Origin of the sequence: Reichenbachiella sp. 5M10 (genome assembly GCF_002742335.1) — a bacterium.
Lineage (GTDB): Bacteria > Bacteroidota > Bacteroidia > Cytophagales > Cyclobacteriaceae > Reichenbachiella.
The window spans coordinates 1-352 of the sequence record NZ_MDGR01000011.1 but is presented as its reverse complement, the minus strand read 5'-3'; the positions used below and the strand labels follow the sequence as shown (position 1 = coordinate 352).

The following is a 352-nucleotide window of genomic DNA, read 5'->3' as shown; positions in this document are numbered from 1 at the left end:
AGCAACTAAGCTACCTTTCCTTCCTTTTGCTGCTTTATTGGTCACAATTGTATAAAGCTCTCCTTGTGAGAGAGCAGTCTCATCAATACTTAAATGAGTGCCCATGTTTTCGGGGAACAATATCCAATCAGAAGCGTGCTCCCGTTGAGACCATTGCATGAAATTGCTCAAACAGAAGACATATTGGTGTTCGAGTTGTTTACTATTGAGATGAAATAGATCGGCAACCAGCTTGCAGCTTATAGGCTTGGAATCCAGGAGTTCCGTTTTAAAAAAAGCGCGAATTCCTCTGTCATCCGCGTACCTGTTGCTACCATTTTCCAATCCCTGCTTACATTTTTGCCAGTATCCT

General features: G+C 42.3%; 1 pseudogene. It reads right to left on the bottom strand.

Annotation, left to right across the window (positions count from 1 at the left end):
- A pseudogene (locus tag BFP72_RS19415) lies at nt 1–324 on the bottom strand (hypothetical protein); the annotation flags it as partial.
- Nucleotides 325–352: the final 28 nt, after the last annotated feature.